This window comes from Acinetobacter zhairuonensis (assembly GCF_022601715.1).
Classification (GTDB): domain Bacteria; phylum Pseudomonadota; class Gammaproteobacteria; order Pseudomonadales; family Moraxellaceae; genus Acinetobacter.
In genome coordinates this window covers 112074-137513 of record NZ_JAKVIM010000005.1, presented here as the reverse complement: position 1 = coordinate 137513, position 25440 = coordinate 112074, and the positions used below count along the sequence as shown (strand labels likewise).

The 25440-nt window shown below is 42.1% G+C and carries 17 protein-coding genes; 7 read left to right on the top strand and 10 right to left on the bottom strand.

Going from position 1 to position 25440, the window contains the following annotated elements:
- Positions 1–16 precede the first annotated feature (16 nt).
- From MKI85_RS05830 to MKI85_RS05805, 6 genes are all read right to left on the bottom strand, one after another.
- A complete protein-coding gene (locus MKI85_RS05830) occupies positions 17–865 on the bottom strand; it encodes a family 6 glucosyltransferase (RefSeq protein WP_241625886.1) in 849 nt (282 codons plus the stop codon).
- Positions 866–946: 81 nt separating this feature from the next.
- The gene (locus MKI85_RS05825) at positions 947–1762 is read right to left on the bottom strand and encodes a polysaccharide deacetylase family protein (RefSeq protein WP_413351325.1); all 816 of its coding nucleotides are present in this window, start codon (positions 1760–1762) and stop codon (positions 947–949) included.
- A 4-nt stretch (positions 1763–1766) separates the two neighbouring features.
- On the bottom strand, positions 1767–2657 hold the full coding sequence (locus MKI85_RS05820; RefSeq protein WP_241625881.1) for an ELM1/GtrOC1 family putative glycosyltransferase: 891 nt from the start codon (positions 2655–2657) through the stop codon (positions 1767–1769).
- Between the two features lie 74 nt (positions 2658–2731).
- The gene (locus MKI85_RS05815) at positions 2732–3658 is read right to left on the bottom strand and encodes a branched-chain amino acid transaminase (RefSeq protein ID WP_241625879.1); all 927 of its coding nucleotides are present in this window, start codon (positions 3656–3658) and stop codon (positions 2732–2734) included.
- 20 nt (positions 3659–3678) lie between these two features.
- Complete coding sequence (gene glnE, locus MKI85_RS05810) at positions 3679–6438, bottom strand: bifunctional [glutamate--ammonia ligase]-adenylyl-L-tyrosine phosphorylase/[glutamate--ammonia-ligase] adenylyltransferase (RefSeq protein ID WP_241625877.1); 2760 nt, start codon at positions 6436–6438, stop codon at positions 3679–3681.
- A 307-nt stretch (positions 6439–6745) separates the two neighbouring features.
- The gene (locus MKI85_RS05805) at positions 6746–8008 is read right to left on the bottom strand and encodes a sensor histidine kinase (protein ID WP_241625875.1); all 1263 of its coding nucleotides are present in this window, start codon (positions 8006–8008) and stop codon (positions 6746–6748) included.
- A gap of 332 nt (positions 8009–8340) precedes the next feature.
- Here MKI85_RS05805 and MKI85_RS05800 point away from each other — a divergent pair, with 332 nt between their 5' ends.
- Positions 8341–9915 (top strand): sensor domain-containing diguanylate cyclase, encoded by a 1575-nt coding sequence (locus MKI85_RS05800; RefSeq protein ID WP_241625873.1) that lies wholly within the window; start codon positions 8341–8343, stop codon positions 9913–9915.
- A gap of 85 nt (positions 9916–10000) precedes the next feature.
- On the opposite strand, the gene MKI85_RS05795 is transcribed toward MKI85_RS05800, so the two are convergent.
- Together MKI85_RS05795 and MKI85_RS05790 are read right to left on the bottom strand one after the other, a co-directional pair.
- On the bottom strand, positions 10001–12049 hold the full coding sequence (locus tag MKI85_RS05795; protein WP_241625871.1) for a bifunctional diguanylate cyclase/phosphodiesterase: 2049 nt from the start codon (positions 12047–12049) through the stop codon (positions 10001–10003).
- 274 nt (positions 12050–12323) lie between these two features.
- A complete protein-coding gene (locus MKI85_RS05790; protein ID WP_241625869.1) occupies positions 12324–14513 on the bottom strand; it encodes a carboxy terminal-processing peptidase in 2190 nt (729 codons plus the stop codon).
- 225 nt (positions 14514–14738) lie between these two features.
- Here MKI85_RS05790 and nagZ point away from each other — a divergent pair, with 225 nt between their 5' ends.
- Together nagZ and MKI85_RS05780 are read left to right on the top strand one after the other, a co-directional pair.
- The gene (gene nagZ / locus MKI85_RS05785; protein ID WP_241625867.1) at positions 14739–15758 is read left to right on the top strand and encodes a beta-N-acetylhexosaminidase; all 1020 of its coding nucleotides are present in this window, start codon (positions 14739–14741) and stop codon (positions 15756–15758) included.
- A gap of 110 nt (positions 15759–15868) precedes the next feature.
- On the top strand, positions 15869–16726 hold the full coding sequence (locus MKI85_RS05780) for a class I SAM-dependent methyltransferase (RefSeq protein ID WP_241625981.1): 858 nt from the start codon (positions 15869–15871) through the stop codon (positions 16724–16726).
- 64 nt (positions 16727–16790) lie between these two features.
- Here MKI85_RS05780 and MKI85_RS05775 read toward each other — a convergent pair whose 3' ends face one another.
- On the bottom strand, positions 16791–18116 hold the full coding sequence (locus tag MKI85_RS05775) for an alpha/beta fold hydrolase (protein ID WP_241625865.1): 1326 nt from the start codon (positions 18114–18116) through the stop codon (positions 16791–16793).
- A gap of 307 nt (positions 18117–18423) precedes the next feature.
- Here MKI85_RS05775 and MKI85_RS05770 point away from each other — a divergent pair, with 307 nt between their 5' ends.
- The 4 genes from MKI85_RS05770 to pta all read left to right on the top strand — a co-directional run bounded on the left by MKI85_RS05770 (position 18424) and on the right by pta (position 23958).
- Positions 18424–19689 (top strand): glutamate-5-semialdehyde dehydrogenase, encoded by a 1266-nt coding sequence (locus tag MKI85_RS05770; RefSeq protein WP_241625863.1) that lies wholly within the window; start codon positions 18424–18426, stop codon positions 19687–19689.
- Between the two features lie 127 nt (positions 19690–19816).
- Positions 19817–20218, top strand: coding sequence for a hypothetical protein (locus tag MKI85_RS05765; protein ID WP_241625862.1), 402 nt, complete (start codon positions 19817–19819; stop codon positions 20216–20218).
- Between the two features lie 303 nt (positions 20219–20521).
- Positions 20522–21745, top strand: a complete 1224-nt coding sequence (locus tag MKI85_RS05760; protein WP_241625860.1) for an acetate/propionate family kinase — start codon at positions 20522–20524, stop codon at positions 21743–21745.
- A gap of 53 nt (positions 21746–21798) precedes the next feature.
- Positions 21799–23958, top strand: a complete 2160-nt coding sequence (pta, locus tag MKI85_RS05755; RefSeq protein ID WP_241625857.1) for a phosphate acetyltransferase — start codon at positions 21799–21801, stop codon at positions 23956–23958.
- 815 nt (positions 23959–24773) lie between these two features.
- On the opposite strand, the gene MKI85_RS05750 is transcribed toward pta, so the two are convergent.
- Positions 24774–25391, bottom strand: a complete 618-nt coding sequence (locus MKI85_RS05750; protein WP_241625979.1) for a class I SAM-dependent methyltransferase — start codon at positions 25389–25391, stop codon at positions 24774–24776.
- Positions 25392–25440 lie beyond the last annotated feature (49 nt).

Below are 25440 nucleotides of genomic sequence, written 5' to 3'. Positions count from 1 at the left end.
TATTAATGAGATTTATTTATAAAAATATTGAAGCAAAATATTGCTTTACCCTAAAGCTAAAACCTTTCGATTTGACATCGGTAGAATTTTTCCATTCATCTTCATTGATTTTATGGTCTGTTTCCCCTCTCAAATAAGCATGTCCGCCAAAACGAAAATGAGCCTTATCTGAGAACATAACTTTAGCTTGCTTCTTCCAAGGTTCAGTTTCACCGCGTGTAAAAAAGGGTGGTAATATTTGAATATCAGTACGATTTAATGCATATTTATTTAAATGGCTTTCATCATGCCATAAAGCAATCTGATTATGATCTAAATCTTTATGCGTATTTAAACTCAGTATACGACACATTTCTAAATAAGTTTCACTACAACCACCATTTAATGCACCAGTAAAATAATACCTGCCTTGACCATAGGGTATATATGCTCTAGATTGAGGGTTTCGGTCATAAGTAAACTTATTTCTTTTTTTATGAAATGCATGAGGTTGTATAGCAAAAACTAATTTTTTATCAGGTTTTAATGGCAATAATTCTTTTGCATAAATTGGTGCTAAAATTTCAGTATTTGCATTAAAAAAATAGATATAATCAAATTTTTTTAGCAAATCCTCTATTTTCAAAAAAATATCGAATCTCATTAATGTATCATAAGGCCATCCCAACTTTTCCTGTTCTATATAACTTACTTTCTCTGTTTCTCTTAAGCTTAAAAACTCTTGATTGTCTGTGAAAACAAAATAATGTTTTTGGCAGTCAGGCAATAGATTTTTTTCCGCTGAATTATAAAAATAATCCCAAAAAATAGTATATCTTCCTGTTGCAATATACAAAATCGCAACTTTATTTAAAGATAAATTCATACTTTGTATTTCCAACCACTTATTAATAAATACTTTATCTCTGTCATAATATTGACACAACAAAGATACTACTAAAAATCATCAACTACGCTTACCTAATTTCAATCTTAATTTCACAGCAAAGAGTGAGTCTTTACCGCTAATCTTAATCCGTTGTAACTGCATAAAATCAGGTTGTGGTCCATCAATCCCCTCAATCGTGGTGACAGCATTTTGATAGCCAGCCTGCTTTGCCAGTTGCACATCACGTACTGAATAAATACCAAATGGATAAGCAAAACTGGTCACAGGTTGCTGAATCAATTGCTCTAGTTGTAACTTCGACTGAGTCAGTTCTGATAAGCATTGAGCATCATCCAATTTATCCAAATTGGCATGGGTCATGGTATGTGAGCCTATTTCGACTAAACCACTATCCGCCAAGAATTTCACTTGCTCATCATTCAACTTAGGTTCACGTGCCAATTCGCCACTATTATGATGTGCTTTTTTATACGTCGACCAGTCACGATCATGTCGGTCTACAACCACATAAATAGTCGCTTTGGCTTGATACTTCTCTAAGATTGGATACGCATTTTCTAGGTTATCCAAATAACCATCATCAAAAGTAATCGCAACGGTTTTTTCAGGGTGCTGCCCCCAATTGGCTTGCAATTCCTGCATGGTGACAAAATGAAAACCTTGTGCCTTCATCCATGCCACCTGTTGCTCAAATTGGGCTGGAGTAACTCTGAGTTTATTAAATTTTGCCCCATCAATATGTTCGCGCACCATGTGATACATGAGTACTCGTGGTCTCTTCCAATCCACTGCGGGTTTCCACCATGCAAACTTGTAACTAAACACCACGATTATCAGCAATACGATAAGAAATAAGTAAATCACAGGCAACATCTGCTTATTGAGCTAAAAGATATGTTGCCACACGCTCCGCTTCTTTAAAAGCATTCGGTGGAGGCAACTGGGCTAAGTCTGAGGTTTCAGTCACAATACTTTTTCCCAACAAAACATCGACTGATGCGGTAATACGATCCTGTTTAATGCGATCCATGGCAATTACTCCAACTCGACATCCAGCGGTCAATGCTTCATAAATCATCGAGACACTGTCTTCAGTAACCCAAACTGCTTCAGCTTTCTGCATTTCCTCAAAAATCCAGCCTTGCGCTGTGTGTTCGACTGGAAAAAAATGTACATGGGGTAAAAAAGGATGGGCATTCAAGCGTTCAACAAACAGCTCTGGTGTTCGACGTGAGGTGGTAATAATGATTTCATTATTCGATTGTTGCTGCACAATGTGCTCAATCGATGCAAAGACTTTATCCTCATTCCATTGATGGCGTTTCGATGAGCCACCCAATGCAATCAAAATTCTTCCTGATTGATGTCGCTGTTCATTTACTATCGGATTCAGTGCCCCTTGAGTCACAATTACGCGAGCAGATGCAGGAATACCATCATGTGCAGGAATCACACTGTAATCAAACCAAGTCAATGGATAATTCGGTTTCATTAAAATCACAGTTTTAGCTTGCGTATAAATTTTCCCAAGCAATAACACACGTAATTGGGTATGACTACCGACTCCAATAATCAAATTGGGCAGGTTTTTCAACTGTGGAATCGATCGATGAAATATCCCAGCAACAAGCGAGAAAATAGCTAAGTCTTCTATCGAAATTTCTTCAAAGCTGACCATTTCTGTAGATTGTCTTTGTATAGCCTTAAACAAGCCAAGTGCTTGTGAACGGTGTCCCGCCTTTCCATCACTAACATAGACAATATGCATAAGCTCTAACCATGATCAAATTTCAATAAAAAAGGCGAAACCGAAGTCTCGCCTTTTGATCTTAACCGATCAACTTAGTTTACGTAAGTCAACCAGTGTGCATATTTGTCGTTACGACCTTGCACTGCATCAAAATAAGTCTTTTGAATTTCAGTGGTTATCGGACCACGTGAACCACAACCGATTTGACGGTCATCATATTCACGAATTGGCGTCACTTCAGCAGCAGTACCTGTGAAGAATGCCTCATCCGCAATATAGAACTCGTCACGGGTAATACGGCGTTCTACCACTTCATAACCTAAGTCTTTGGCAATGGTAATCACGGTTTGACGCGTAATGCCATCCAATGCACCACCCGCAATATCAGGGGTATGTAACACACCATCTTTCACAAGGAATACATTTTCGCCAGAACCTTGGCAGACATAGCCTTGTGGATCCATTAGCATTGCTTCATCGTAACCTGAATGTGCAACTTCTTGGTGAGCAAGAATTGACAAAGTATAGTTACCTGATGCTTTTGCTTTACACATGGTCACGTTTGGATGGTGATGTGTGAAAGATGAAGTTTTTACACGAATACCTTTCGCCATCGCTTCTTCACCTAAATATGCACCCCAACCCCAAGCCGCTACCGCAGCATGAACGGTGTTATTGGTTGCTGCAATACCGAGTTTTTCCGAACCAATCCAGATCAAAGGACGTAAATAGCATGATGCTAATTTATTTTCACGAACCACATCAATTTGAGCTTGTTCTAGCGTTGCTTGATCAAATGGAACTTTCATTTGATAAATTTTTGCAGAATTAAGCAAACGCTTTGTGTGGTCTTGTAAACGGAAAATCGCTGTACCTTTAGGTGTTTCGTAAGCACGTACACCTTCAAAGACACCCATACTGTAGTGCAAAGTATGCGTTAAAACGTGAACTTTCGCTTCACGCCAGTCAACTAATTGTCCATCTTGCCAAATAAAACCATCACGATCAGCCAAATTCATGGCACACACTCCAAATTTTTTTATACACAGTCATTTTTATCCAATACTGCCGTGGCAGTTGGATCTATTAATCTTTGCCATAACTTGCAAACGATCACGCGGGTATTGTGCCAGTCCGCAGCATTTACTTGCATGGATTGGTTCGCAAGCGCTAAACGGTGGCTCTCGGCTCGTTCACTGAGATAAGCTTGAATCAATGCTGTTGCATCGTCACTGGATAAGCAACCTGCTTTTGCAGCGTCTTCAAGGATTCGTACATTGTCGGAGTAATGGGCGAGATCGGGATTCGACCCACTCCATGCTAACACAGCATACTGTGCCATAAATTCAATATCAACGATACCACCTGCATCCTGTTTTAAATGAAAAATTCCATCTTTTTGTTGTTCTTTAGAAGAACCTAAATGGTCTTTCATTTTCTGACGCATTTTGAGCACTTCGTCGCGGACATTTGCCTCTTCTCTAGGCAAAGTTAAGATCCGACAACGCAGTTGCTCGAACTTATCCCGCAAGGTTTCTTCACCTGCAATCGAACGTGCACGTACTAGCGCTTGATGTTCCCATAACCAAGCATTTTTCAGTTGATATTGTTCAAATGCCTTTAAGCTTGTCACCAAAACCCCTGCCTCTCCAGAAGGACGCAGGCGCGTATCAATTTCATAGACCCGACCATCGAGGGTTTGCGTGGTCATCAGCGAAATAAATTTCTGCGCCACACGCATGGCAAACTCAAAGCCACTGATCGATTTCGGTCCATCCGTATCAGCCTGTTCATCCATATAATGGATAAACACCAAATCCAAATCAGAACCATAGCCCAGCTCAATCCCACCGACTTTGCCGTAACCCACCACGGCAAATGCCGTATGGTCAATCGCACAACGCTGACCTTCGATGTCAAGCGGGAAACCATGCCGTTTTGCCACCATCTGATACGCCATATTCAGGGTGGCATTAACCGACACTTCCGCAATATCAGTTAAGGCATCTGAAACTTTCATTAGTGGACTTTCAGCCAATACATCACTGGCAGCCACCGCCAAGACGTTAGACTTTTTGAATAGACGCAGTACCCGCATCAAATCTTCGACTTCATTGAGTTCAATACGCAGCAATTGCTGACGTAAAGAGTCCTGTAAATCCTGACGGCGTGGCAGTTCAAAATCCATCGAGAGGAACTCATCCAGCAACACTGGATAATGGGTCAGCTCTTCACAGATCCATGGGCTGACCGTCGCCATTTTGACCAAGCGTTGTAATGCCCCTTTACTTTCAATCAACATCACCAGATACACGGTACGACGCATCACCGACTCAACCAACGGCATTAAACGCAATAAAGCTGTTTGCGGTTTATCCGACTCCAAAATCGCTTCAATCAAATGTGGCCAGAACATTTTTAAACGTTGTACCGCTTTAGCAGGCAATTTTTTTAAGGCATTGCCATACCAGAATTCATGTACCAGTTTTTTGGCATCCTCATCCAGTACTGCTTTTAAGCGTTGCTCCAGTTGACCAAAGCTCTCCACCAATGGATCAGGCTCTTTTTCTTTAATCAGATGCTCAAACTGATAAATCACCTTGGCACGCTTCTGATTCAACACATCAAGGAAGGATTGCCAATCTGCATAACCCAGAGTATCGGTCATGCGCTGACGTAGCTCAGGTTCACTCGGTAAGGATTGTGTTTGTTGATCGTTCAATGCCTGAATCGCATGTTCAACGCGACGCAAGAATAAATAGGCATCTTCCAGCTCAAGCACCACTTGCGGATCCAGTAACCCTACCTCACCCAAATGATGCAGGCTGACCAGACATTGACGATCTTGTAGTTCGAGTTTTGAACCGCCATAAATTAATTGGAACACCTGCACGATAAATTCGACTTCACGAATCCCGCCTGCACCCAGCTTAATATCATCTTCAATATTTCGACGCGCCACTTCACGCTCAATCATGGCTTTCATTTCGCGCATGGCTTCAAAGGCGGTGTAATCCACATAACGCCGAAACACGAATGGACGGGTCATTGCCAATAATTCATCACCTTCTTTGCCACCTGTGACGATACGCGCCTTGATCCATGCATAGCGCTCCCATTCGCGCCCATGTTGACTCAGGTATTTTTCCAAAGCCACATGACTGATTGCCAGCGCAGAACCATCACCCCACGGACGCAAACGCATATCCACACGGAAGACAAAACCATCCGCGGTCATATGATCCAGCAGGTAAATCAGCTTTTGTCCCCAAAGAATACAAAATTGCTGTACATCAATACATTTGCGTCCATTGGTTTCACCTTGCTCATCAAAAGTAAAAATCAAATCAATATCGCTGGACAGATTGAGTTCTTGTGCACCATGTTTACCCATGGCAATCACAATCAAATCTTGAACTTTACCGTTATAGCCCATTGGCTCGCCATGCTTAGCAACCAAAGGCTTACGCGCAAAATCCTTTGCCGCACAGACCATCGCATCGGCAAAATCGGACAGCTCACGCGTGAGTGTCACCACATCGGTTAATTGGTTGGCATCTTGCCAAATCCAGCGAAACATCAATCGGGCGCGTAATACTCGGCTAAGTCGTAACCACGTCCTTTCATCTTCTACAAGTTGTAATTCATCTTGGACGTGCGCATAAATTTGTGCTGTGGTTAAGGAAGTCAGGAACTGATCAACGCTGTAATCTTGTTCTAATAAGCTGGAATGGATTGCCAAAACTTGTTCTGCATATTGGCTGGCGCACAAGGTTTTCTGCAATTGTTCAGCGTTCATCAAGAGCGGCTCTCCTTTTTCGGCACAAGCCGAATTCAACTTCTTCTTTAATTATTAAGGTTCATGTTGTCGCATGGTGCATATTTAGTTGGACGGTCGTTTTGACCAGTATACGATCATTCGGACCATCCTTTTCAGTATGACTCTATCTTGTTGTGATCCAGCATATGCAGGACGATTAAAGTCGGATATTGGGCAAAAGTATGACAGCGACTTTAGTTTGAGTGTACTCAATCAGCCAATGGGATACCACCTCGCGGATTCTGTTTTCTGGTTATTTTTATTCAAAAGCAGCGAGCATCCTCTTTTAAGGAGAAACTTCTATGCGTTTTTGACTAGCACCAAGGGCTAGATGAGATTCGGCTTGCGGTAAAGTCACCTTAAATAAGGTACCTTCCCCCTCCTTAGAGTACACCTCAATTTCGCCCTGATTAATTTCCACAAAGCGTTTACACAGCACCAAACCCAACCCCATGCCTTTTTCACCATCAGTACCTTTAAAACTGACGGTTAATCGGGGTTGAAACAGTTGTTCAATTTGCTGTGGTGTCATGCCTAGCCCCGTATCCTGAATGGAAATCTCGACACCCTTTTCACTCAGCTCGGCAGTAATTTTTACTACACCTGTCCCATCCATATGCGTGAACTTAAGCGCATTTGAGACCAAATTTTGAATCACTGAAGTCACCATATTGATGTCAGCAAAAACTTTGATCTCTTCTGGCACCGTATCAATCAATTGAATTTTCTTTTTAATGGCAAGTCCATTTAATACATCAAATACGATTTTAGAGGCTTGCTTTAATTGAAAATTAATCGGATGAAACACAAAGCGTCCGCCTTCAGCCATTGCCCAATTGAGTAAACTCTCCAATAAGCTATAGGTTGACTGCGTGGTGTCATGCAAGTAATCGGCAATATTCTGAATACTGGCTTCATCCAAACTGTCACGCTCTTGAGCCAGCACTTCTGAAAAGCCCAGCAGCCCATGAAAAGGTGCACGCAAATCATGCGCAATAATTTGGAAAAATTTGGTTTTACTAAAATTTAATGCTGATTGCTGTTCATTCATTTCTTTCAACTCAGCATAATCAATCTTAAGTTCAATATGCTTGATTAAATTGATAAACAGCTCTTGCAGCATTTGAATCTGATCTTGAGTAAATGGTGCAGTCTGCTGATCGAAAAAAACCACCTGACCAAATGACTGCCCCTCGGTATTGCGTAAGTTCAAGACCAATAAGCGCGGCTCTGCAACTAAGCCCAAACGCGAAACCTCACTCACAAATGCGGCATAATCTGCATGTTGGTCATCGACATAAACATGCGCTTGTAAATCTGCAAACAGAGCTGAACAGGCATAGGCTTTTAAACCAGACGACATCGATACCCACGCATAGGGTTCATGATGAAATTGCATAACCGCATAATCGACTGCCAGTAATTGTCGTGCTAATTTAAGAACAGTTGAAATCTGATTCTGTGGGGTCTCAATATCCAGCAACAATGAAAGTCTACACGCACTTAATTGCTCGGTTTCTGAGCCAATCTCTAGGAGTTGTATTTTCATAATTGCCTCGGGAAAACGTGAAGATCAAACATGGTTACATTTCATTTTGCTTATTTGTTTAAATCTTGAACCGCAGATAAATCGTGAAATAGAGATACAAAAAATTAAAATATAGTTACAAAAACAATATAATACTTAATCTTCTGCTTGACCAGTAATAGCAGTGTTAAGCGCATGGATAAATTTTATCAAAACTAGATTTTTATCTCATTTCTCTATACATTGTCTGGCATGCTACAAGTTTAGATTCAGGCTGACTTTGATTTTTTCATATCATCACCTGATTAAGTTTTGCTAAAACTCCATTCGCGACAGAATCACCTCATATTGTAATGACCATTGTGCAAAGGCTACTTTCAACACTTAATCTAGATTTAAGAAAACTCATTCTTTTCCTAGCGATGTTTAGTGTCTTTAGCCTGTTTGTAATTTCATTGGCCGTCAGTTATTACATTCAGCGTCAACAATTGATTGAAAACTCCCTCTCCGTCAATTTTGACTATGCTTCAAAAATTGCGCATGGCACAGATTTACAGTTCAAAAATCTGGTCAAGCAACTGGCGTATAGTGCCGACATTCTCGGGCATTCTTTTGATGATCCGATTCAACTGCAAAATGAAGTCGATCGCTTACGCTTCCAGTCTGATGCCTTTGACAGCGTGGTGGTCATTGATAAAGATGGGCGTTTCTTGTCTTATGCACCCGAACAGCTGGCATTTGATAAAAAACGCATCAATAAAACCTACGGCATTCAGCTTTCCTTAGATAAAAAAGCCCCCGTTATCACGCCACCTTATTATTCTGTGCGTCATAATTTGATTGTTTTTGTCTCACAACCCATTTTTGACCAGAACCACAACTATCTCGGCTTTATTGGTGGCGCGCTATATTTAAAGAAAAATAACATTATTCGTGAATTACTGAGCATCAAATACAATTATCAAAACAGCTATATGTATGTGCTGGATCAGTATAACCGTATTATTTTTCACCCCGATCCAAAACGGATTGGTGAAACCGTAACGCATAACACGGGACTGGCACAAATTCAGGCGACCAAATTTGGTAAGATGCAGCTGGTCAACAGTGAAGGTAAAGAGAATCTGGCAGGATTTGCCTATGTGCCCTCCACCAAATGGATCATCATTTCACAACAACCCACAGCGATTCTGTTAGAACAAGCCACCAGTATTGTGTATAAAATCCTGTTTGGCATGTCGATCTTTTATCTGGTTATTTTCTTTATTGTTTGGCGCATTGCCTATCTGATTTCCAATCCTCTAGAACAGCTGGCAAAAATGGCGAGTATTTTGAATACCCCTGATATCGATCAAAAAATTAAAAGTATCGAGCCTTGGTATTTTGAGGTGTTAAAGTTCCGTCTGTCGCTCTTGCTCAGCGCGCAGAACTTTAAAAATCGGATTAGCGAACTAAACTATCATGTCAACACCGACCCCCTAACAGGTTTTTATAACCGACGTGGCATGGAAGTCTTTACGCAAGAGTTGATGAATACCAAAACCCAGTTTTGTGTGATTGCGATTGATATTGATCACTTTAAACAAGTGAATGACACTTATGGTCACGACAAAGGCGATTTGGTGTTACAGAAAGTCGCTGAACTGATTCAAGCCAATTTCCGTGATAATGATGTCTGTTGCCGTTTTGGTGGTGAAGAATTTATCGTCCTCACGCCAAGTACTGATTTGAATATTGGTTATAAACTGGCAGAACGCCTAAGACTCAAACTTGAGACCACGCTGGTTGAAGGCATTGGTCCAATTACCATTTCAATTGGACTCGCCCACTGGCCTGACTCTTCGGTACAGATTAAAGCGGTCATGAAACTGGCAGATGAAAATCTCTATCAAGCTAAAGCCGAAGGACGTAATCGCATCTGTATGTAATTTTAGATACTCGATCGAGGTGAATTTGAAAAACAGAGATCAAACCCAATACTACTCTAACTGAACTGCAACCTAAAGCTAGAACTTAGATACGCTCTAGTTGCTCCACTTCCATCGGCATCGCAAATAAATAACCTTGCAATTGCTGACAGCCTAAACGCGATAAAATTTCCGCCTGAGATGCACATTCCACCCCTTCTGCGGTAACCACCAAACCGAGCTTAATCGCAAGCTGGATGATACTTTCCAAAATCATCTCTTCTTTAGAATCTTCTTCTAAATCATAAATAAATTCACGGTCTATTTTCAGTTCATCTACAGGAAGATTTTTTAAATACAGGAAGCTGGAATGCCCTGTACCAAAGTCATCAATCGCCAATTTAATCCCCATTTGGCGCAATCGCTCGAAACTCAGAATACTGGATTCAATATGATGCATCGCAGTGGTTTCTGTAATCTCAATCATCAAATGACTTGGATCAATTTGATATTTTTCAAACAACTGCTCCAGATTGGTAAACAGATGCTTATGTTCAAATTGAACGGCTGAAAGATTCACTGCTACAGGGAAAAATGGTACGTTATTTTTTTCCCAAATTTGAATTTGACGACAGGCTTGTTCCAGCACCCAATAGCCCAATTCAATAATCAATCCTGTTTTTTCCGCACCACGTATAAACATGTTCGGAGTCAACAAACCTAAAGTCGGATGCTGCCAACGAATTAAGGCTTCAACACCACAAATTTGATGATCTTGTGTGGTAAATTTCGGCTGATAAAATAGGACAAATTGCTGTTCTTCAACCGCTTTATACAGGTCATTAATTAACTTGGTCAGGCTTTTGGTTTCTTGCTGATCAACTGTATAGTTAAACACTGAATAGGTATTCCGACCTTGGTATTTCGAGGACAGCATTGCTGCATCTGCATTAATCAGCAAATCTTGCAAGTTATTACCATGTTCTGGGAACATAGCAATGCCCACACTGGCTGAAATATTAATTTCCTTCCCTGCGATGAGAAAACTTTCTTGAATTTGTTCCAGTGCAACTGCTGCCATTCGTTCTGCTTGTTCGAGGCTGGCATCTTCAATCACCATCAAAAACTCATCTCCGCCAATACGTAGCAGTTTTTGACGCTCATTCAGTTGGGCATGAATACGGCTCGAGAGCTGTACCAGCAATTGATCACCCACATGATGACCAAAGACATCGTTGACGCCTTTAAAACGATCTAAATCGATAAAAAGAAAAGCAATTTTCTGATCGTTATAGCGATGATTAGTAAAAAGGAAATGAGCGTATTCGGCTAAATACAAACGGTTCGGCAATTTAGTCAGGTTATCTCTCACAGCTTGCTTTGCAAGTTCCTGATTGGCGGTATAGAGCTGTATATTCCGTTCTTCTAGACGCTGTTCAAGTACTGCAACAAAAAATGCAGCAATAAAAATCAGAGAAGTGACCAACAATACTGTAAACACAATCAAGCCATAACCTGACTGGTTTAAGTTCAGCAAATCTGTAGAATCTTGAACAAATTTCGTCGCCGCCATGCCACTAAAATGCATACCTACAATCGAAATCGCCATCATTAAAGCAATACAGATTTTTAGCCAAAGCTTATATTTGATGGCCGCTTTATATTTAAATGTGAGCCAAAAGGTTAAACCTGAACCACAGATGGCAAAGATAATCGAAAATACCACCATCATGGCGTCATATTGAATATGATAAGACGGCAGTTTTAAAGCGAGCATGCCAGTATAATGCATACCCGAAATGCCCAGTCCCATCAGCACTGCCCCCATAATCAGGCGGGCGAAAGATAAAGTGGGACGTGTAATCAGCCAAATGGCGAAAGTCGATGCGACAAAAGCGATTAAATACGATGTAATCGTCAACCCAAAATCAATACTAAATGATTCAGGAAACTGGCAAGCAAAAATAGCAATAAAGTGCATACACCAAATGGCAACGCCTAAAACTAGACCACTGGTCAGCAAAATCACCTTGTGAAGCTTTTGCTGTGGTCCTCGGAATAATAATTGTTCCAGTGACACGACCATTAAACATGCCAACAAAGCAAATAAAATAGAACCCACAACAAGGCTTAAATCATAATGTATATGAACCATATAAAGCTTCCGTTTAGGTCATCTTTTTTTTATCAATACATTCAAAGTCGTGCTCTCGAGCAATAAATAACCTAAAGTTTTTCAAATTTTATAATCCTGTTAAGAATCTAATACTCTATCCTTTTGGTCAAGTGTTTATTCCCGAATATTTACGTAATTTAGTTACAGTGTTGAAGCAATATCCATTTATTTTTTATGCCTTTTTTATACTCCAAACATTAAAAAGCCAGTCTTGTGTAGACTGGCTTTTTAACATAACAAACTTTACAGCAAGTTAAGATTTCGTCTTTTGTACTTTCGCATAGTCCAACAAGACATTGGCTGCTTCGGTTACAAAAGCTTCTTCTTCAGGCAAAGCTGGGCGTTGTGTAGCTTTCATTTTGGCACGTGACTCTGCCAAAGCATCTAAAGAGGCTTGATAGCTTTCCCAATTTGCATACGGTTTTTGTCCCGTTGCCTGACGACGCTGGTTTTCTGCCTGTAAAGTTTCCTGCTCAAGTGCAATCAGTTCAGCTTTGCGTTGATCAATATCTAACACGATACGTTTCTGGTCATCCGACTTTTTCGCAATCGCTTTACGCTGTTCCAGATACTTAAATTGTGGATCGACGCTGACACGTTGGTCTGAAGCTTGATCAAGCTGCTGCACATACGGTTTGACCGAACCTTCACGTTTGAACGGTGCAGTTGGAATCGTGTCCCATTTCAAAGCATTCTTAGCTTTACGTTCGCCAAACTCTTCGTTGTAGATATCGACTAGCGTGACATCTGGAATGACGCCTTTATTTTGCGTACTGCCACCCGTGACACGATAAAACTTACGCTGAGTCAAGGTTGCTTGCCCATGGGCTAAGGAATCCAGCTGAACTTGTGCGGTTCCTTTACCCGTGGTGGTGCTGCCAATCACAATACCGCGTTCGTAGTCTTGAATGGCCGCCGAATAAATTTCACTTGCCGAAGCGGAAGCCAAATTCACCATGACAGCCAATGGACCTGCATAAGTTTGCGCGCCACCATCATCATCTTCAAACACGCTCACGTTGCCATTGCCATCGCGGATTTGCACCACTGGACCGGACTTAATCACCTGCCCCAACATACGCGCGACTTCTTCCAAAGAGCCACCAGGGTTGTTACGTAAATCAATAATAATGCCTTCTACATTTTTGGTTTGTAGGTCTTTCAAGGCATTATTGGTATCTTCAGAAACTGAACGGTATTCATTGCCGGCACGGCGTGCACGATAATTCAGATAGAAAGATGGGATTTCAATGACGCCCATACGGTGGACTTTGCCATCACGCTTGACTTCAACCACACGTGCACGTACCCCAGCATCTTCTTCCTGAATCACATCACGTACAATGGTCACATTGCGCGCTTGGTTCATTGAAGCACCTGTCGCCAATAAACGTACCGTGACTTTAGTACCTCGTTTACCACGAATCAGCCCGACAATTTCATTACTAGGCCAACCGACTACATCCACCATTTTTTCGCCATCTTGTGCCACACCAATAATGCGGTCACCCGATTTCACTTGTCCTGTTTTACTCGCAGGACCACCATCTACAATGGTCTCAATCTTGGTGTAATCTTCATTGCCACGTTCAGGGCGAATCGATACCCCAATCCCTTCGAGTTGCAACGTGGTTTGACGGTTCAACTCCATCGCATCCACAGGTGGGAAATAGTTGCTATGCGGATCGTAAGTCAGCATCATCGCATTCAAGGTTTTATCTAATACATCATCACTCTTGGTACGGCTAATGCGTTCCAATTGACGGGTATAGCGCTTGGTCAGGGTCTGAACTGGGGTTAAATCTTCTGGGCTGGTTAAGTCCTGTCCATTCGCAAGTTCTGGATTATCTTTCAGAACCTTTTGTTTGGCTTGATCTTCTTGCTTACTAATGGTTAAGTTGATCAGCTGAGAAACCAGCATTTTTTGCCAATAGGCACGCTGCTCTTGGCTATTCTTAAAATAAGGTGCTTTTTCACGGTCAATATCAATGTAAATATTCGACTGATGCAGATTTTGCGGCTTTTTCAACTCAGCCAACATAAACTCATAAAACTGTGTCAAACGTTCACGGTATTGCGCATGAATCGTATAAGGACCTGTTAAATCGCCCGCTTTTAATGCCGCACCAAAGGTCGCACCATATTGTTTCTTATATTGTTCAACTTCAGAATTCAGAAAAATCGTGTGATCTGGATCTAAACTGTCCAGATAAAAATCAAGAATACGGTTCGAGGTCTCCGCATCCAGACGCATATTCAAATAATGTTGACGATCGACTAAGGTTGCGAGCTGTCGTGAAACCAGTGCCTGTTCTTTTGTTGGTACGATAGATTGCGAGACTACAGCAGTATCATTTGCCGCAATTGCTTCATTGATTGCGTGTGTAAAAAACAAACCACCAGTCGCAATCGCAACTGCACAAGCTATTGTTTGAAGTTTCATAAATAATTTGTACTTCCTTGGTTTTCGACCAAAATTTCTGCGTCGTTATTCAATATGAATGGTGCAGATTCAACATCTTAAACAACTGAATATGTTTATGTCGTGTAGTTTTATCATAATCTGTGCTGACAAAATGTAGCAAATCATTGCAGAATTCGGGTATTGTTTCGCGGAAGCTGATCCCTTCAGCCTCTTTATTTAAATAATTCAAACACGGACACCGATATGATTGGCGCATTGATGCTGGACATCGCTGGCACAGAACTTACCCAAGAAGATATTGAACTATTGCAAGCTCCGCAAGTCGGTGGCGTTATTTTATTTGCACGAAATATTCAGTCCCCACAACAAGTTCGCGCACTGACCGATCATATGCGTCAAATTCGCCCAGAAATCTTAATTGCGGTCGATCAGGAAGGTGGACGTGTACAACGTTTGAAAACGGGTTTTACCCTGCTCCCAGCCATGGGGCGTTTCGGTGAGCTGTATTTAGACCATCGTGAACAGGCACTCGATTTGGCTGAACAATGTGGCTGGCTCATGGCGACTGAAGTACTGGCAGTCGGCATTGATTTCAGCTTTGCACCTGTGCTCGATTTAAATGACATTAGCGATGTGATTGGCGACCGTGGTTTTGCCAAAAATATGCAGGATATTGTGCCGCTGGCTAGCGCTTTCCTAAAAGGCATGAAACGTGCGGGTATGGCATCCACTGGGAAGCACTTCCCTGGACATGGTTCGGTGAAAGCAGACTCTCATGTGGCGGCAGCAATTGACTCTCGTCCTTATGCTGAAATCTTTGCCAAAGACATGCAAAGCTTTATTCAATTGATGCCACAACTGGATGCCCTGATGCCTGCTCACGTGATTTATGATCAGGTTGACCCAAACCCAGCAGGTTTCTCTAAGTTCTGGATTCAAAATATTCTGCGTCAAGAATTAAAGTTTGATGGCGTCCTGTTCTCTGATGACTTAAGCATGCAAGCAGCCTGTGTCGCAGGTGGTGCCGATGCTCGTATTCAAGCAGCGCTTCAAGCAGGCTGTGATATGGGACTGGTCTGTAATGATCGCGCTGCACAATGTGTCGCATTGGCAGGTATCACAGAACTGCCATTACCGAATCAACAACGCCTAGAACGCATGCGCGGTAAAATTCCAAACATTGAAATTGGCGAAAGCTTAGATCTCGGTGATGAATGGCGACAAATCCGAGACAGAATTGTCGCCTTTAAAAATGCAGGCTAACTATTCGACGGAAGGAGCATCACAAAATGCTCCTTTTTCTTTATGATGTGAAAAACTTTCAGCAACGCTTGCTGTACGAGAATCAAAACAAAAAAGTAGGTCAGGAAGACATGACAGAAGGACTTTCACAACATCGCCATATTTCATTTACCGCACACTACACGGGCTATATTTGGTACCAAATGGGAATTTCTAATCCTATTTTCGCGACAGCCAAAGGCAAATTTCTGGCAAAACTGGCGCATCCCTTAGAATCATGGGCAGAGCGTTATGTCGGTGGCAGCATGCGGAGTACCTTGAAGCAGCGCCATTGCATGATTGATGAACATCTTTACCAACTACTGGCGCAATACCCGAAATTACAGGTCTTGGAAATTGCCTGCGGACTTTCTCCGCGTGGTTGGCATTTTCGACAAAAGTTCCCCAATTTGGTTTATCGTGAATTAGATTTGCCAGATATGGCTCAGCTCAAAACCCAAGCCTTACAACAACTTGATCCGAATAGCCCACAGGTACTTAGCGCGGATATTTTTAGCCATGAATTCGCACAGATCTTTCAGCAGTTTGATGCACAATATCCACTTTTGGTCATCAGTGAGGGCTTAATCAACTATTTTGACAAAGCATTATTGGCACAACTGTTCCAAGCGATTAGTCACCATGGGCAACGCTTCCCTGAAATTCATTATCTCAGCGACCTGTATCCTGAACCTGTCAAAAATAAACTGGCACATATTATCTGGAGTAGCAGTAAGCTCTTAAAATTCATGTCACGCAGTGCATTTAGCTTCCACTTCACACATCCGCAAGAAGTACGACAGTTTCTGACAGATGCAGGCTTTCAAAATTCCCACATCGTTCAGCCCAAATATTATTTTCAAGCACAGACCAATGAGACCTCGGCAGAGGAACATTCTGGAGATTTGGTTTGGATGCTACATGCTTCTAGTCGGCAATCTTCAAGATAATCAATGGGAAAAAATCAAAAAAGGGAGTTCAATCAACTCCCTTTTCTTAGCATCATACTGACGCTCAAGCACTAGCAGGCATCAAAGCTGACTGTTGTCGCTGAATATAACGTAGCAGTCGCTCCGCCACATCAAAACTACCATGTTTAAACAAGGCACGGACATGTGTTTCCCCTGCTTCAAAAATCAAACATTCAATCGAGAATTCCCCTTCCTCATCTTTTAAATGCAGTGCTAAATCGCGAGGATATTCAGCAACACGCTGACTGTCTTGATGATGAAACTTGAGCATCAAGCCAAAGAAATTGAGATCGACTATTTCTGTAGCAAACTGTACATTGAGAAAACGATGCGTAAGCCGAGTAAAAGGCTGACTCACCTGAATCCGTGGCTCTCCGCGGCGTTCCATGGTCAGCAATTGCGCCCGTGTCAGATTAATAATGCCTTCAAGCGATTGAATTGACTCGCCACGTAAATAAGTCGCAAATAAATGCATGGTTTCTTTACGTCGTTGCAATTGCGGCACATGATCTGCGTTGGCAATCATGGCAAATTCCATGTCAGGACATTGCACGGCAAAATTGGCATTTTCATGCGGCAAGGTAAAACTGTCATATTGCCCGCATGCCACCAGCACTTTACTGCTTGGAATTGGGACATCGGTCAGGCGTAACAAGCGATTACAGTTAATTTCATAGCGCTCCTGTTCGGTTGCAGTGAAGTCCGCCATCTGCCGAAAGAACAGGCGCTTTGCCGTCGGTGACATTCGCGTCACATCCAGTTTGGCATGATTAACCAGATACAGAATCACCGCTTGTCCAAATTCTTCCATACGCTGTTCTTGCATCAAAAATAAGGATTCTTCCAGTAACATGCGCCAGCTTTTCCGCGTTTTCTGCATCACGCCCATTAAAATCATGCGATCAATCAACTCTGGACGTAAATCTGCCAAACCTGATGCCACCACAGAACCCAAGGACATTCCCATCACCGAAACATGCTGCATTCCGACAATATCCAGCCACTGACCTAACATGGCGGAAAGATCACTCAATTCCAAGCTACCCGCAGAAAGTCCTGTATCGACATTGATAATTTGCTGATTGGCGCCCATAGAAGGCAAATCAATTAAAATGACGGGGCCTGCTGCGAACAACTGTTCAACACAATATTTATATGAATTAAAGTTTTGGAATGCGCCGCCAATAATCACAATGGGTGTCTTGTGCAGGGTTTCAGGTTTAGCAATCGCCATATACTCGATTTTCCAACCATCAATCCATGTGGTTCGAGCTGGCTGCTTAAAACTGTGTTTATGATATAAATCGAAGAAACCGTGACGATTTATTGATGACTGTAATTCCGCGTCCAATTGGATAATGGAATTCATATTCCCTACCTCCATCCTTGTCTTATTTTTATTTTGCAAGACACTACTTCTGCAACGTATGTACCTATTTTTAGGTGCTAACTCTTTCTATTTTTGTGTAAGACGTCAATGTCATTATCGCTAGCCATCATATACAAAGGATGATTTTGGCTGCAACTCATTCCATGACCGCTTATCTTTTTTTACCCTAAAAGCGATAGGAGGCACCCTGTACGCTAAAGTTTTGTCTATTTTCACTCGATATGCTTCATTGTCAGAACACAGGCTGTTACTATCGGAACTGAAATTTCTAAGTGATCAAACCGCCATGCAAGAGTCGATTGAACAATACATGCAAACGGTAGGACAACAAGCACGCCAAGCATCGCGCGTGTTAGCCAGCGCTTCTACCCAAATGAAAAACAATGCTTTGTCTGCAATTTACACAGCATTACAAAACAATGAGTCTGCGATTTTAGCGGCCAACCAGATAGACATGGATAAAGGTCGTAACAATCAATTAGACAGTGCCTTGCTTGATCGCTTAGAACTCAACCCCACACGCTTCAAAGGCATGCTTCAAGGTTTAAAAGATGTCATTAGCCTAGTAGACCCAATTGGGGAAATCACCGATTTGGCTTATCGCCCGTCTGGTATCCAAATTGGTAAAATGCGTGTTCCACTGGGTGTGGTCGGTATGATTTATGAATCACGTCCGAACGTAACACTAGAGGCTGCTTCGCTGGCATTAAAGTCAGGCAATGCCATTATTTTACGTGGTGGCTCTGAAGCACTAGAGTCCAATAAAGCCATTGCTGAAGCCATACAACATGGACTGAAAACTTCGGGCCTACCTGAAACTTCAGTACAAGTCATTAATACTGCAGATCGTGCTGCAGTAGGTCATTTAATTACCATGTCGGAATATGTGGACGTGATTGTTCCACGTGGAGGCAAAGGGCTGATCGAACGTATTAGCAATGAAGCCCGTATTCCAGTGATTAAGCATTTAGATGGCAACTGCCATGTCTTTGTTGAAGCACAAGCCGATTTACATAAGGCATTACCAATTGCACTGAATGCCAAAACCCATCGTTATGGCGTATGTAATGCGATGGAAAGCTTATTGGTCGATGAGAAAGTTGCTGAAGAGTTTTTACCGCGTATTGCCGAGCTATATGCCGAGAAAAATGTGGAATTGCGCGGTTGTCGTGAAACCCAGCGTATTTTAGGCAGCGGTGTGAAACCTGCGAATGAAGAAGATTGGTACACCGAATATCTCGGTCCAATTTTGGCAGTGAAAGTGGTATCGGGAATGGATGAAGCCATTGAGCATATTAACAAATATGGTTCGCATCATACCGATGCAATTATTACTGAAAACTTCAGTTTGGCACGTCAATTCCTTGCGCGCGTTGATTCAAGCTCGGTTATGGTGAATGCCTCTACTCGCTTTGCCGATGGTTTTGAATATGGTCTAGGTGCTGAAATTGGCATCTCCACCGACAAGATCCATGCCCGTGGTCCAGTTGGTCTAGAAGGTCTAACTTCACAAAAATGGATTGTGTTAGGTGACGGACAAATTCGTCAATAATACCGCTCTCTCTAAAGCATCTTTAAGTGTTCAGTTTCAAACATGAAGCTGAACACTGTGACTACACTATCCCTGCCTTAAATTTTGTAAAATGATAAAAAATTGAAAAAGATAAAAGGGATATCACATGTTTTATTATTTGATCATTTGTACCTTTTTACTGGCATTACTGGTTTCTTTTACAGTAATGAAAATTTTTTCCAATTCGATTAATACTATTCTGGCACGCATTATTCACGACCCGATTCATGAAGCTTGGGCAAAATACACTAAATTTGCCGGCATGGTGGTCGGAACCTCTTCAGGCATTCGTATTTACGATATGGAAAAATATATCACGCCACTGACTTATACAGAGAATGACAAAAAAATTGTGATTGAACTGACTCAAGAGCGCTGGGTATTGGAAATTTACCGGACGATCATTGAAACCTTACAAGGTTTGGCCTGGATGATGCTGGTCTTTTTTATGGTGGCATTAATTGCCTATGTCATTGTCCGCTGGTCAGAAATCAAGTATCAAAACTAAGCATAAAAACAACACTTCGCTTCTGCTCAAAATTCATTTCTCATGCTAGGGTTAAAGGCATACAGGAAGGAGAATTTATGCTTGAGTACTATTTCATTAATAAATGAAAACTATGAACCAATAAATTCTATTTATTATTATTTCCCTGGTCGATAGTGCTTAAGTCTAATCTCCTAAAGTCTATCTAGGACAGAAAATCAACACATGATAAAACATTACTACTGATCTGGATTGCATTGATAAGTACTGCATAAAGATCACTTTAGGGACGACTTATTTCAATTAAAATTCGGGTATATAAACGTGTCTACATCAGTATTAGTTATTAACTGCGGCTCATCTTCAATTAAATATGCACTTGTTTCAGAGCGTCGTGAAGATCGAATTTTTGGTTTAGCGGAAAACTTAGGTTCTGCCGAAGCTCGCATTAAAGGTGTCACCGTTGGTGGCGCACCACTAGAACTGTCTATTCCCCATGCGGATCACGAAAAAGCATTAGAAACAATCTTAGAACGTCTTTCTCACTATAACCCTCAAGCCATTGGTCACCGCGTTGTACATGGTGGTACATTGACCAAAGCTGAACTACTCACACCAGAAATTATTGAACGTATTCGTGAAGCAACGCCGCTTGCGCCACTTCACAACCCTGCACACCTTGTCGGCATTGACGCAACCATGCGCTTATTCCCAGAATTGCCACAAGTTGCAGTATTTGATACAGCATTCCACCAAACTATGCCTGCACATGCTTACCGCTATGCAGTGCCAAAATTCTTATACACTGAACACAACGTCCGTCGCTACGGCTTCCACGGCACTAGCCACGCTTATGTGTCTGAACGTGGCTCAGAGTTGGCAGGCAGCTTAAAACAAGGTGGTTGGTTAACCGCTCACCTCGGTAACGGTAGCTCAACTTGTGCCATCTGGAACGGTCAAAGCGTTGACACTTCTATGGGCTTAACGCCACTTGAAGGGATTGTGATGGGTACCCGTAGTGGCGATGTAGACCCAAGCTTACATAGCTTCTTGGCGGCTAACCTTGGCTGGGATGTCTACAAAATTGACAAGATGCTAAACAAAGAAAGCGGCTTGCTTGGCTTATCTGACAACTTGTCTAACGACATGCGTACCTTGATTGAAGCCTCTGAACAAGGCAATGAAGATGCAACTTTAGCCATTGAAGTGTTCTGCTATCGCCTTGCAAAATCTTTAGCTGCGCTTAGCTGTGGTTTACCACGTTTAGATGGTTTGTTTTTCACAGGTGGCATTGGTGAAAACTCTGCCTACATCCGTGAAAAAACTATGGCGTACTTACCACACTTCGGCTTCAACCTGAACAAAGAACAAAACAACACCCTCAAACGTGGCACTGAAGGTCGTATCGATGCTGGCACAGGTCCACAAATTTGGGTAATCCCAACTGACGAAGAAGGTCGAATTGCCAAAGAAACAGCAAGCGTGGTTGAACATGAGGTTAATCAGACAGCTGCAAAAAAGCCTGAATCTAATGCCGCGATTGCTTAAGCAATCGCGCATTTCTCGCTATTCCCTTTTTCTAAATTAAAAAATTGACGACTATGAAAACGATTCTTTTAGTCCCAACTGGAGAAGGTGTTGGCCTGACTTCAGCATGTTTGGGTTTAATCTATGCTTTAGAGTGCCAAGGCGTAAAAGCAGGCTTCCTGAAACCATTTTCTCAAGAAAGCAAAGTTGAAGCAGATCGTACGTCTGCGTTATTTCAACATCTGACCAAAAGTGAAACCGTAGAGCCAATTCCATATGCAACGGTTACTCATCGCTTAAATTCAGGTGAAAGCGATGAGCTGTTGGAAGATGCGGTACGTCTACATCGTCAAATTGCAAAAAAACATGACATCATCATTGTAGAAGGCTTGCTACCAACTGCCCGTGATGCTTTTGCATCTGAACTGAACGCTGCTTTGGCCAAAGCACTAGATGCCAAAGTGGTAATTGTCAGCAATGCAGACACCAATAAACCTACTGCAACGGCTGAAAAAGTCGAAGCACAATTGCGCCATTTTGGTGGTGCAAGCTGTGATCGTACTGCTGGCGTATTGTTTATGCGCACCAAAGGCTTACCAGAAGGTTCTGCACAAATTCCACTCACCTTCGACCCTAGCTTACGTCTAATTAGTGATACCAATAAATTTGTAGCAGATATTCAAAAAACTCATGCGCATATCGGGAGTGCCCAGCTTCCTGCGATTGGTTTGGTGCCATTCAGCAATACACTGAGTGTGCCACGCATGTCTGATCTGGCTGCAAATTTACAAGCAGAATGGATCAACCAAGGTGAAGCACTCCAACGTCGCGTACTGCATAGCAGCTTAATTGCAGCCAATATTGAACATGAACTGGATAAGTTTGTGGCAGGTGAACTGATTATCAGTGCATCAGACCGTATTGATGTGTTATTGGCAAGCAGTGTAGCCAGCAGCAATGGCACACCTTTAGCAGGCTTGTTATTGACTGAACACCATGCTCCCAACAGCCAGATTCTAGATTTCTGTCAAGCTGCGATCAAACAAGGCTTGCCAATTTTACATACGCCACTCAGTACCTTTGAAACAGCACAAAGCTTAATGAATTTGAGCAATGAAATTCCTGTAGATGATACTGAGCGTGCTGAACAAGTGACGCGTTTCGTCTCAAGTCACATCAATGAAGAATGGCTGGCTCAACTGATTCAAGGCACGCATAAACCACGTTTATCGCCTTCTGCATTCCGCCATGAGTTGGTACAAAAATCCATTCATGCCAAGAAACGCATTGTTCTACCAGAAGGTGATGAACCGCGTACGATTCAAGCTGCGGCAATCTGTCAATCTCGTGGTATCGCACACTGTATTCTTTTGGCGAAGCCAGATGATGTGATTGAGGTAGCCAAAGCACGTAATATCGAATTGCCATTTGATCTTGAAATTATCGACCCTGATTCAATTCGCGAAAACTATGTTGCGCAAATGGTTGAGCTGCGTAAAGGTAAAATCAACGAATTACAAGCTCGTGAACAACTGCAAGACACCGTGGTATTAGGTACCATGATGCTGGCGCTTGAGCAGGTTGATGGTTTGGTTTCAGGTGCAGTCCACACCACCGCAAATACCGTTCGTCCTGCATTCCAGCTGATTAAAACAGCACCAGAATATTCACTGGTATCTTCTGTGTTCTTCATGCTGTTGCCTGATGAAGTTTATGTATACGGTGACTGTGCGATCAACCCAGATCCAGATGCAGAACAACTGGCTGAAATTGCGATTCAATCAGCTGACTCGGCTAAGGCATTTGGTATTGACCCACGTATTGCCATGATTTCTTACTCTACAGGGACATCTGGTGCTGGTGCGGATGTGGAAAAAGTTGCGCAAGCGACTGCCATTGCCAAACAACGTCGCCCAGACCTGTTGATTGATGGTCCATTACAGTACGATGCCGCATCAGTCGAAAGTGTTGGTCGCTCTAAAGCGCCTGACTCACAAGTTGCAGGTCGTGCCAATGTGTTTATTTTCCCAGATTTGAATACAGGTAACACCACCTATAAGGCAGTACAGCGTTCTGCCAATGTGGTGAGTGTGGGACCGATGTTGCAAGGTTTAAACAAACCTGTAAATGACTTGTCTCGTGGTGCATTGGTAGATGATATTGTGTTCACCATTGCCTTAACTGCGATTCAAGCTGAACAGCAAGTTGAAGCCAAAGCCAGCAAAGCTTCTTAATTAACTGCGCTTTTCCAGACCACTCTTTCGAGAGTGGTTTTTTTTGTTTTGATGCAAAGTTGGTAATCCATAAAAGCACATCAAGCTTTCATTTTCAGAATTAAGCTATAGAGATGCCAAAATTTTAAAGTGCCATTTGCCAAAGGTTTATCCCCCTTTAAGCTCATCGATAAATAAAACTTCAAATTCTTTGGAAAACTTTTCTTCAAGCTGTATGCGTTCAAAACCTATAAATTGCGTAGAATCTTAGACTACCCAAGCATCCCTTGTTCCTAACACGTGAAATAGAAATATTCCCTTTAGAACTAAGGCATTGGTGATTTTTCTCAAACACCATCAAGTCTATTTGGAGCGCAAAAGAATAAACTGAATAAAGCAATAACTAAGCTCGCTTTAGGAAATTGATAACTTTCAAAGCGATCGAGGATAAAAAATAAAATGATTATGCTCTACTAATTTCTGAAGGCACACTCCCTTGCCTGAGGAGATGGATCAAAGGCATGTACCATAAAATTCTGCTGAAGCAAAAATACGGATTCATGGCCTGCACCGCATCCACAATCAATCGCGACTTTGGGTCAATCCTCAAAAGAGCTCAAAGCTTTGTCTAGAATGGGTCGATGAGGTAAACCTTGGATCAGCTCAGCAAAAGACTGTTTCATCTGTTTCTATTTATAATTCAAAATACTTGAAGCTAGAGCATACAACTTGAATACCATGATCAAATTTCGTCGTATAAATTAGACAGTGAAAAGACCAGTAACGCTCTGCTTGGATACCCAATACATCCAAATTGATACTTCATATTAGTAGATCTAGAGTGGGTTCACCATTTGTGCTAACCACACCGTATGCCCCGTACAGTCAGGATCTTCTGCAACCATATCCAGTACTTGAAAACCGGATTGGCTGAATAAATCACGATACTCTTCTGGCGCTAGACTGGCATGATATAAAGGCTCACCAAATAATTCTCCAATCGCTTCGCCATGTGCAGGACCACTACTAAACATAAGTACTGTTCCCTGTTTAGCATGCCGTACAAATTGCGCAAACATCAGTCGTTGATCGTCTTGAGTCAAATGAAAAAAACTGTCCCATGCCAAAATTACATCGAATTTTTGCTGTAGATTGAATTGCCGCATGTCTGCCTGAATCCAAGTTTGATTAGGGAAGTTTTGTCGTGCCATCGAGAGCATCGCCTCTGAACTATCTACCCCAGTGACTGTACAACCTTGTGCCAGTAAATAAGCTGCTATTGGCTTTCCCGAACCACAACCTATATCTAGAATTTGAGCCTGAGCTGGCACTAAAGCCAACAATCGATCCAACCAGACTTTTTCATATAAATCCTCGCCACGTAACGCTACCCACTCACGCGCATATTTCCGATAAAGTTCAATAATATTTTTAGCCAGATGATGATTTTGCATAGAGACCTGATGTATGTGCTCGCGCATCTTTTTTATATTTTCCTGACTT